The organism is Microbacterium resistens NBRC 103078, assembly GCF_001552355.1.
Classification (GTDB): Bacteria; Actinomycetota; Actinomycetes; order Actinomycetales; family Microbacteriaceae; genus Microbacterium; species Microbacterium resistens.
This window is the reverse complement of sequence record NZ_BCRA01000147.1, coordinates 1-9374: the sequence shown is the minus strand read 5'-3', so window position 1 is coordinate 9374 and position 9374 is coordinate 1. Positions and strand designations below refer to the sequence as shown.

Here is a 9374-nt window from a genome sequence, read left to right as displayed (position 1 = left end):
CCCCGCCCCACTCGACGGCCGCGAGCCCCGCCTCCGCCGCGAGCGCGGCGATCCGGGCGGGCTCCCGGTCGCGGAAGGTCACCGAGCACAGCCCCGGACGGATCCTCATCCCTCCACCCTCCCAGAGCCGCGCCCTGCACGGGAGTGCCCCGGATCCGCGACCGCGCTCACGGGAGGTGGGGGGACACGACGCGCGCGAAGGCCTCCGCGGTGCGCCGGACGACCTCGGCGGGCTCGGTCGCCCAGATGTCGGCGTTGAAGATCTCGACTTCGATGTCGCGGTCGTATCCGGTGTCGACCACGGCGCGGGTGAGCGTCGCGAAGTCGATGATCCCATCCCCCGGGTAGTGCCGGGAGAGCAGCACGTCGGCCGGGAGCGGCGTCCTCCAGTCGCACACCTGATAGGTCGCGATGCGCCCCTCGCGCCCGGCCCGCGCGATCTGATCGAGCACCTGCGGATCCCACCAGATGTGGAACGTGTCGACGGCGGCGCCGACCACGTCGGCGTCGAAGTCGGCGGCGAGGTCGAGCGCCTGACCGAGTGTGGACACCACGCAGCGGTCGGATCCGAACATCGGGTGCAGCGGCTCGATCGCGAGCGTCACCCCGGCGGCGCGCGCCTCCGGCGCGAGCACGCCGATCGCGTCGCGCACCCGTTCCCTCGCCCCGGCCAGATCCCTCGAGCCCTCCGGCAGGCCGCCCGCCACGAGGACGAGCACCGCCGTGGATCCCTCGGCGCCGGCGGCCGCGAGAACGGCGGTCTCCTCGATCGCCCGCCGGTTGTCGTCGAGGGCCGCGATCCGTTCGGGACCGTCCGGCAGTGTGAAGAATCCGCCTCGGCAGTGCGTCGTGAAGCGCAGACCGGAGTCCGCGAGCATCCGGGCGGCGGTGTCGAGACCGACCTCGTTCACCGGCTCGCGCCACAGGCCGATCCCCGTCACCCCGGCCTCCGCCGTGACCCGCAGCGCGGTGGCGAGATCGGCGGCCTTGATCGTCGCCTGGTTGATCGACAGGCGCGGGTCGACCCCGGTCATGCGTCCGCCCCGGCCTCGATGCCGTTGAGCCGCAGCATCCCGTGCCAGCGCTCGCGGGCGAACCCCGGATCCTCCAGCGCCAGCGCGTCGTTGGCGAGCTCGACGATCCGGCTGAGGTGCGGGAGGCTGCGGGCGGAGTGCAGGCCTCCGACCATCTGGAACGCGGGCTGGTGCCCGTTCAGCCAGGAGAGGAAGGCGACGCCCGTCTTGTAGTAGAAGGTCGGCGCGGCGAAGATCTGCCGACTGAGCGCCTCGGTCGGCCCGAGGATCTCCCGGTAGCGCGCGGGGTCGCCCGCGTCGAGCGCCTGGATGGCGGCCGAGGCGACGGGGGTGATCGCGGCGAACGCCCCGAGCAGCGCATCGGAGTGTCCGCCTCCGGTCGTCGAGCCGCCTCCGGTCGTTGAGCGAGCGGAGCGAGACGAAACGCCGTCCGCCCCCGCGGCACGATCCGCCTCCCGCGCCGCGCGCCCCTCCTCCACCGCATCGCCGCCGATGAGACCGACGTAGTTGAAGTCGTCGCCGGTGAACATGCGGACGCCCTCCGGCAGGCGCTCACGCACCGAGACCTCCGATTCGGCGTCGAGCAGGCTCATCTTGACGCCCGAGACGGTGCCCGGGTGGCCGCCGATGATCTCGAGCAGCGTCCGCGACGCGGTCTGCCAGTCCGCCGCGCCGAAGTACCCGGCGAGCTCGGGGTCGAACGCGGTGCCCAGCCAGTGCAGCACGACCGGCGTCGTCGCGCGGGACAGCACCGCGTCGTACACGCGGACGTAGTCCTCGGCGCTCTCGGCGGCGCGCGCGAGGTGCCGCGACGCCATGAGCACGGGTCCTGCGCCCTGCTCCTCGGCGAAGTGGAGCTGCGCGACGTAGGCGTCGATCACCCGGTCGAGCGGGATGTGCGGATCCTCGACATGGTCGGTGTTCACGCCGACGACGACGGATCCCCCTTCCTCCCGCGCGACCTCGGCGCTTCGGGCGATGAGCTCCCGTGTCGCGGCGGCGTCCAGGCCCATGTTGCGCTGGGCGGTGTCCATCGCGTCGGCGACGCCGAGGCCCCAGGAGTAGACGTTGCGACGGAACGCCAGCGTGGCGTCCCAGTCGATGTCGGCGGGCCGGCCGGGGGTGTTGTCGGCGTGGACCTTCGGCACCACGTGCGCGGCGGCGTACGCCACACGGCTCGCGAGCGGCTGCGTCGGGCGGGCGTAGGCCCCGGCCTCGGCGAGCGGCGCGTCCGTGACCTCGCCGGTCGCGGACAGCAGTCGGATCGTCGTCATCGGCTCCTCCTCCTCGGGTTCGACCCGGTCAGCCCAGGGCGAGGGCGGGCAGAGCGACCTTGCGCCCCTCGGCGCTGGAGGCCAGGCCCGCCTCGGCGAGCTGGACGCCCCGCGCACCGGCGAGCAGGTCGAACGGGTAGTCGGTGCCCTCGACGTAGGAGACGAGGAACTCCTCCCACTGCTGGCGGAAGCCGTTGAGGAACACGTCGTTGACCGGGACCTCGGCCCAGTCGGCGCCGTAGTCGTGGTCGTCGGCGAGATCGGGGTTCCACACGGGCTTGGGCGTGGCGTTGCGGTGCTGGATCTTGGCGCCGAACAGGCCGACGACGGCCGAGCCGTGCGTGCCGTCGACCTGGAACTCGACGAGCTCGTCGCGGTTCACCCGTACGGTCCAGCTGGAGTTGATCTCGGCGATGATCCCGCCCTCCAGCTCGAAGATGCCGTATGCGGCGTCCTCGGCCGTGGCGGTGTACTTCTCGCCGTTCTCGTCCCACCGCTCGGGGATGTGGGTGGCGGCCTGCGCGTACACGCTCCTCACCTCGCCGAACAGGTTCTCCAGCACGTAGTTCCAGTGCGGGAACATGTCGCTGATGATCCCTCCGCCGTCCTCGGCGCGGTAGTTCCAGCTCGGACGCTGCGCGGGCTGCCAGTCGCCCTCGAAGACCCAGTACCCGAACTCGCCGCGGACGGACAGGATCCGTCCGAAGAAGCCCGAGTCGACGAGGCGCTTCAGCTTCTGCAGTCCCGGCAGGTAGAGCTTGTCGTGGACGACGCCGGTCTTGATCCCCGCCGCGTCGGCGAGGCGGGCGAGCTCCATCGCCTCGTCCAGGCTCTCGGCCGTGGGCTTCTCGGTGTAGACGGCCTTGCCGGCCGCGATGGCCTTGCGGATGGCCGACGCGCGGGCCTTCGTCACGAGGAAGTCCGCGTAGATCTCCCAGCGGGGGTCGGCCAGTGCCGCGTCCAGATCCGTGGTGCAGTCCTCGATGCCGTGCGCGGCGGCGAGCTCGGCGAGCTTGGCCTCGTGGCGCCCGACGAGGATCGGCTTCACGGTGACCCTCGACCCGTCGGGCAGCTCGATGCCGCCCTGGTCGCGGATCGCGAGGATCGAGCGCACCAGGTGCTGCCGATAGCCCATGCGTCCGGAGACGCCGTTCATGATGATGCCGATCTCGCGGGTCGTCGCCTGTGACATGGTGATCCGTTCTCTCGTGCCGTCGAAGTCGTGCGCTCGCTCCGTGACGGGTAAGCGCTTTCCCGTCATCCTGACACGCGCGCGCACCCGGCGCAACCGTTCCCGCGCCCCACTGCCTCGCACGCCACCTCCTCCCCCTCCCGCCTCCCCCTTGTCGAGTGGTCAGTTTCTGCGGGTTCACGGCCTTTCAACCCACAAAAACTGACCACTCGACGTGGGGGCGGAGCACGAGCGCGACGGATGTTCGGTTCTGTTCGTTTCCCCCCGCGGCGGCAGCGCGGGAGGGCGGGCGCTACGCGGGGAGGCGCAGCTCGCACTCCGCGCCGTCGTCGAAACGGAGCACCGCCCGGACACCCCGCTCGTCATCCACGAGCCCGAGGAGCTCCGGCGGTTCCGGCGCGTCGGCGCCCGGGCCGGTGAGCCAGGTCGCGACGACCATCACCGTGCGCGCCGACGCCGCGGTCGTCTCCAGCACCGGGACGACCGCCTCGCCGCCGTACGGACTCGCCCCGCGGGCGCGGTGGACCCCGGCCGTCGCGCCGCCGCCAAGATCCGCGATCCCGGAGCGGAGTCCGCCGCCGACGACCTCGGACCGACCGCTCCCCGCCGCGACGTCGTCACCGGCGCCGACCACCGCGAAGCCCCCGGCGCGGATCCCCCGGCCGGGCTCGGCCTCGACGACGTGCAGGTGCGCCGCGAACGGGCCGTGGACGAGGGACGCCGTCGCGATCCGCCCGACGACCACCGGCTCCCCCGACGGATCGTCCGGAGGGACGGTCGCGACGTGACGGCTCGCGAGGGTCCCCGGCACGGCGTCCGGGATCCTCTCGATGAGGCCGCGCCGGGAGCCGCGCCCCTGCGCGTCCACGATCGCGAGGTGCTGGTCGACCGGGTCCGCCTCGAAGCTCGGCGCCGTGGCGGACGAGTAGCCGAGCCGATCGTAGAGCGGCGCGTCGGTGCCGCTCAGCGGATAGTGGTCGCTGCCGTGGTTCACCAGGCGCACGATCCCGTCGGATGCCGTGGTCGACAGCAGCCAGCCCGGCCCGGCGAGGATCCGCTCCGCATCGGAGCGCTCCACCGGCGACGCCTCCCCCGGGGCGGACCACACCGGGGAGTCGGCGGGCAGGAGCAGTCCCACGAAGCCCTTGCTCGCCCAGTACGGGGACGCGGGCCCGGAGTACTCCTGGATCATCGGCGGGAACGCGCCGAGCCACCCGGAGGCGAGCACGCCGGCGTCGTCCAGCGCCCCGCCGTCGACGAAACGCCGCAGCACGCGGGAGGTCAGCCGTCGCGTCTGCCCGGGGGACAGCGGCGAGACGCCGTGGAGCTCGCCCAGCCAGAGCGGCGCGAGCGCGGCGAAGCGGTAGGACAGCGAGCGCCCCTGGAACACCGGCGTCCCGTCCGCGCCGAAGAAGCGGACATGCGCGGGCAGGAACGCCGCGAGGCGCTCCTCGGACCGCTCGCGGACCTCGGTCGCGAGGGAGGGCACCCGCTCGGCGGCCATGCGCGTCCACAGCAGCGGGTACAGATGCATCGCCCACGCGTTGTAGTAATCGAAGTTCTGCCCGTCGCCGTCGCGGTACCACCCGTCGCCCTCATACCAGCCGTCGATGCGGGCGAAGCCTCCGCGGATCACGTCCGGATCGGCGGGGAAGCCCGCCCCGGCCAGGAACTCCTGGATCACGACCGGGAAGAGGACCCAGTTGTTGTCCGCGGTCGCGACGTGGGCGGAGGGAGCCATCCACTCGGCGACCCGTCGGCGCTCCGTCGCCGAGAGGGTGTCCCACAGCCACGGCCGCGTGAGGTGGAGCCCGAGGGCGATCGACGCGGCCTCGACGAGGGCTTGGCCGCGATCGACGATCGGGATCCAGCGGTCCTCGTGGTCCGGGTCCGTCCCCGCGATCAGCCCCTCGCGGTAGCGAGGCAGCAGATCGTCGGGATCGGCCCCGCCGGCACCGGCGACCCGGAACGCCAGGAGAAGGAAGCTGCGCGCATATCCCTCGAGGAGGTCCGAGCGCGCTCCCGACCAGCTCGGGCGTCCGGGGAGGCGGATCCCGGCTCCCGAGTCGAGCCGGAACGGCGCCAGGGCCCCGAGCAGTCGGTCGGCGGCGTCGAGCCAGCCGTCACGGGTGAGATCCTCGTCGATCATCGGGCTCCTTCGCGGCCGGCCGGACCCCGCCCCACTGACGGGTGCCGTCGGGCCGACGACACGGCCAGTGTAGGGTGAGTCCGCGTTCGGTCGCACGAACCGAACAGTTCCGAACATCCGGGAGGCCCGATGCTCGCCCACGGTCGCCACGACGCCATCCTCCGTGAGCTCGAGCTGCGCGGCACCCTGCAGGCCGCGCGGTTCGCCGAGCGCATCGGCGTCTCGAGCATGACGCTGCGGCGGGACCTCGACGAGCTCGAGCGTCAGGGGCTCCTCGTGCGCGTTCACGGCGGTGCGGTGTCGCTGGCCGTCGCCGCGCAACGCGACCCCGCGCAGGCCTCCTCGCGAGCACCGAGACGCCCCGTCGCCACCATCGGGATGATCACGCCGTCCGCGAGCTACTACTACCCCGAGGTGATCCGCGGTGCCCGCGACGCCGCCCGAGAGCTCCACTGCCGCCTGGTCCTGGGCACCACCAACTACTCGGAGCGCGAAGAGCTGCGCCAGGCCGAGCGCCTGATCGCCGGCGGAGTGGACGCGCTGATGATCACGCCGAGCCGGGTCCGCATCGAGGGCACGCGACTGCACGAGGTGCTCACCGAGGCGCCGCTGCCGGTCGTCGTCGTGGAGCGGGCGGTCGAGGAGCGAACGGGCGGCCGCGTCGAGAGCGTGCGCACGGATCATGCCTACGGCGCCGAGCTCGCCGTCCGCCGTCTCGCGGAGCTCGGCCACGAGCGCATCGCCCTGGCCGCGAGGGAGACGCCGACGAGCCCCTGGCTGATCGACGGCTACACGCGTGCGACCTCGCGCGCCGACGGCCCCGACGACGCCCTGCGCGCGGTGCTGCCCACCCCGCTGACCGGGGACGACTCCTCCGTCGAGGCGCTCGGCGTCTTCCTCGAATCCCTCCTCGCGAACGGGGCCACGGCGGCGATCGTCCTGACCGACGTGGACGCCGTGTCGCTCGTGGACCTCGCCGCCGACCGCGGGATCCGCGTGCCCGAGGACCTGTCGATCATCGCGTACGACGACGAGATCGCCGGGCTCGGCCGCGTCCCGCTCACCGCCGTCGCTCCCCCGAAGTACGACCTCGGGCACACGGCGCTGCGCATGTGCATGGATCGCCTGCGGCACTCCTCCGACGCGCCGCGTGCGGTCACCCGGACGGCCATGCTCCCCCGGCTGACCGAGCGGGACTCCACCGTTCCGCCGCGGGATGTTCGTTAATGTTCGTTTTGCGCTGATCTGCTTGCATTGTGCACCCCGTCGCGGTTGCCTGACTCCGCCGGCCCGCGTTCGCCCGATCCCGTGGCCGCCCTGTTCAAAGGAGAATCAGCCATGCACGTGCGCCGCACCCTCGCACCGATCGTCGCCCTGATCGCAACGGGCGCCCTGGCCGCCGGCTGCGCTGCCGGATCCGGCAGCGCCGCCCCGAGCGCGGACGCTCCCGCCGAGAACGCGGGGACGCCGACCGGCGAGATCACGTTCTGGTCCGCCATCCCCGGCATGGACAAGGTCACCGAGGCCTTCAACGCCCGCCAGGACGACATCACGGTCACCTTCGAGGAGATCCCGAACGGAGGAGGCGGCGGATACGCCAAGCTCGCCACGGCGATCTCCGCCGGGAACGGCCCGGATGTGGCCGGCTTCGAGTACCCGCAGCTTCCGCAGTTCGTCAGCACCGGCGCCGTCGTCCCCCTCGACGAGCACGTGTCGAAGGACACCCTGGGCGAGTATCCCGAGAGCGTCCGCAACCTCGTCACCTTCGAGGATCGCGTCTACGGGCTGCCGTACGACGCCACGCCGATGGTGATGTTCTACCGGCAGGACGTGCTCGACGCCGCCGGGGTGAGCATCCCGAAGACCTGGGACGAGTTCCGCGCCGCGGCGGAGAAGGTGCGCGCGGCCAACCCCGGACAGTACCTGGCGAGCTTCAACCCGAACGAGCCCGCCGTCCAGGCCGCCCTGTCCTGGCAGGCCGGCGCCGACTGGTTCGACGTCGAGGACGGCGCCTGGAAGGTCGGCGTCGACGACGAGGCGAGCCGGAAGGTCGCGGAGTACTGGCAGGGTCTCATCGACGACGACCTGGTGAAGGTCGAAGCCTCGTTCAGCGACGAGTGGACCGCCGACATGGCGGGCGGCGTGACCGCCGGGGTCCTCGGCGCCAGCTGGAGCGCCGCCGGGATCAAGTCCCGCACCGAGGCGAACGGCCAGGCCGGGAAGTGGATCGCGGCGACGCCGCCGTCGTGGGGCGACGACGCCAACGCCTTCTACGGAGGAACGAGCTTCGCGATCACGAAGAACTCCGACAACCCGGCGGCCGCTGCGGCCTTCATCGAATTCCTCGCCACGGACCCCGCCGCCATCGAGGCCCGCGGCGACGTCGGCAGCGCCTACCTCGCCTTCCCGGGCCTGAACGAGGTCGCGCAGGGCGTCTTCCCGACCGACTACTTCGCGGGCGACCTGTACGGCGTGTACGACGAGGCCATCGCCCGAGTGTCGGACGACTGGGCGTGGGGACCCAACTTCGACATCACGAACACCGCACTCAAGGACGCGATGAGCGCCGTCGGCGCCGGGGGCAGCCTCGCCGACGCGTACGCGACCGCACAGAAGAAGACGGTCGACGGTCTCACCGGGCTCGGCCTCGACGTCACGGAGTGACCCGCCGGGCGGGCGGGCGGAAGCAGCCGCCCGCCCGCCCGGCCGCTGCCGCTCCCCCACGTCCCCCGCTTCCGCTGCTCTGAGGAGACCCCATGACCACCGCCGCCCCACCCCGCGCGGGCCGCCGACGCACTCCGCTGCGCGGCACCGGAGGACGCACCGCCGCGATCTTCCTCGCCCCGTTCCTGACCCTTTTCGTCGTCGTCATGATCGCGCCCATCGCCTACGCGATCGGGATCAGCTTCTTCGCCGAGAAGCGCTCCGGGCTCGGGTTCGGCGGCGCCGAGACGGTGTTCGTGGGCCTCGGGAACTACGCCGACGTGATGACGGACGAGGGCTTCCTGTCCGGGATCGGCCGCCTCGGCCTGTACTGCCTGATGTACATCCCGGTCATGCTCGGCGCCGCTCTGCTGCTGGCGCTGCTCCTCGACGCCGTCGTCACCGTCGCCAAGCGCCTCTTCCAGGTGCTGCTCTTCCTCCCCCACGCGGTGCCCGGCGTCATCGCCGCCCTGATCTGGGCGTACCTGTACACGCCCGGCGTGAGCCCGATCGTCGGCGCGCTCGCCTCGGGCGGCATCCAGATCGACTTCCTCTCCGTGCACGTCGTGCTCCCCTCGATCGTCAACATCGGGGTGTGGGAGTGGACCGGGTACAACGTGATCATCCTCTTCACCGCGTTGCAGGCGGTGCCGCGCGACATCCTCGAGGCCGCCCGCGTGGACGGTGCGAGCGAGCTGCGCGCGGCCCTCTCGATCAAGGCCCCGCTGGTGCTCCCCGCCTTCAGCGTCACGCTGCTGTTCACCGTGATCGGCACGCTCCAGATGTTCACCGAGCCGCACATCATCGCGCAGTCCACGACCTCGGTCACCAGCACCTGGGTGCCGAACATGTGGGCCTACGACGCGGCGTTCAACCGGCACAACCTCCCGCAGGCGGCCGCCGCCTCGATCGTCCTCGCGCTGCTGGCCGGGCTCCTGTCCTGGGTCGTCACGCGCGTCAGCTCGAAGGAGGCGCGATGACCCTCACCGCCGCCCCGCCGCCCGCCGCCGACCTCCGGCGCC

Annotated in this window: 7 protein-coding genes; 3 read left to right on the top strand and 4 right to left on the bottom strand. The window is 72.3% G+C overall.

The features are described 5' to 3' along the window. Positions 1 to 167: 167 nt before the first annotated feature. From MR1_RS17600 to MR1_RS17585, 4 genes are all read right to left on the bottom strand, one after another. Positions 168 to 1034 carry a sugar phosphate isomerase/epimerase family protein gene (locus tag MR1_RS17600; protein WP_067250075.1) on the bottom strand — a complete coding sequence of 289 codons (867 nt, stop codon included), beginning with the start codon at positions 1032 to 1034 and terminating at the stop codon, positions 168 to 170. After that, entirely contained in the window at positions 1031 to 2308 is a 1278-nt protein-coding gene (locus MR1_RS17595; protein ID WP_067250073.1) for a dihydrodipicolinate synthase family protein, read from the bottom strand. Before MR1_RS17595 ends, MR1_RS17600 begins: the two co-directional genes overlap by 4 nt. A 28-nt stretch (positions 2309 to 2336) precedes the next feature. Then, positions 2337 to 3500 (bottom strand): Gfo/Idh/MocA family protein, encoded by a 1164-nt coding sequence (locus MR1_RS17590; protein WP_067250070.1) that lies wholly within the window; start codon positions 3498 to 3500, stop codon positions 2337 to 2339. Between the two features lie 292 nt (positions 3501 to 3792). Continuing rightward, positions 3793 to 5649, bottom strand: a complete 1857-nt coding sequence (locus MR1_RS17585) for a DUF2264 domain-containing protein (protein WP_067250067.1) — start codon at positions 5647 to 5649, stop codon at positions 3793 to 3795. Between the two features lie 129 nt (positions 5650 to 5778). On the opposite strand from MR1_RS17585, the gene MR1_RS17580 reads away from it, so the two are divergent. From MR1_RS17580 to MR1_RS17570, 3 genes are all read left to right on the top strand, one after another. Then, positions 5779 to 6876: a substrate-binding domain-containing protein gene (locus tag MR1_RS17580; protein ID WP_067250063.1), complete on the top strand. Its 1098-nt coding sequence runs from the start codon at positions 5779 to 5781 to the stop codon at positions 6874 to 6876. Between the two features lie 111 nt (positions 6877 to 6987). After that, positions 6988 to 8313, top strand: coding sequence for an ABC transporter substrate-binding protein (locus MR1_RS17575; RefSeq protein ID WP_067250060.1), 1326 nt, complete (start codon positions 6988 to 6990; stop codon positions 8311 to 8313). A 92-nt stretch (positions 8314 to 8405) separates the two neighbouring features. Further along, positions 8406 to 9332 (top strand): carbohydrate ABC transporter permease, encoded by a 927-nt coding sequence (locus MR1_RS17570; protein WP_067250057.1) that lies wholly within the window; start codon positions 8406 to 8408, stop codon positions 9330 to 9332. Positions 9333 to 9374: the final 42 nt, after the last annotated feature.

What these genes read in the sequence shown, in the direction of transcription:
- MR1_RS17600 (WP_067250075.1), bottom strand. Translation starts at nt 1,034, where the DNA reads ATGACCGGGGTCGACCCGCGCCTGTCGATCAACCAGGCGACGATCAAG.
- MR1_RS17595 (WP_067250073.1), bottom strand. Translation starts at nt 2,308, where the DNA reads ATGACGACGATCCGACTGCTGTCCGCGACCGGCGAGGTCACGGACGCG.
- MR1_RS17590 (WP_067250070.1), bottom strand. Translation starts at nt 3,500, where the DNA reads ATGTCACAGGCGACGACCCGCGAGATCGGCATCATCATGAACGGCGTC.
- MR1_RS17585 (WP_067250067.1), bottom strand. Translation starts at nt 5,649, where the DNA reads ATGATCGACGAGGATCTCACCCGTGACGGCTGGCTCGACGCCGCCGAC.
- MR1_RS17580 (WP_067250063.1), top strand. Translation starts at nt 5,779, where the DNA reads ATGCTCGCCCACGGTCGCCACGACGCCATCCTCCGTGAGCTCGAGCTG.
- MR1_RS17575 (WP_067250060.1), top strand. Translation starts at nt 6,988, where the DNA reads ATGCACGTGCGCCGCACCCTCGCACCGATCGTCGCCCTGATCGCAACG.
- MR1_RS17570 (WP_067250057.1), top strand. Translation starts at nt 8,406, where the DNA reads ATGACCACCGCCGCCCCACCCCGCGCGGGCCGCCGACGCACTCCGCTG.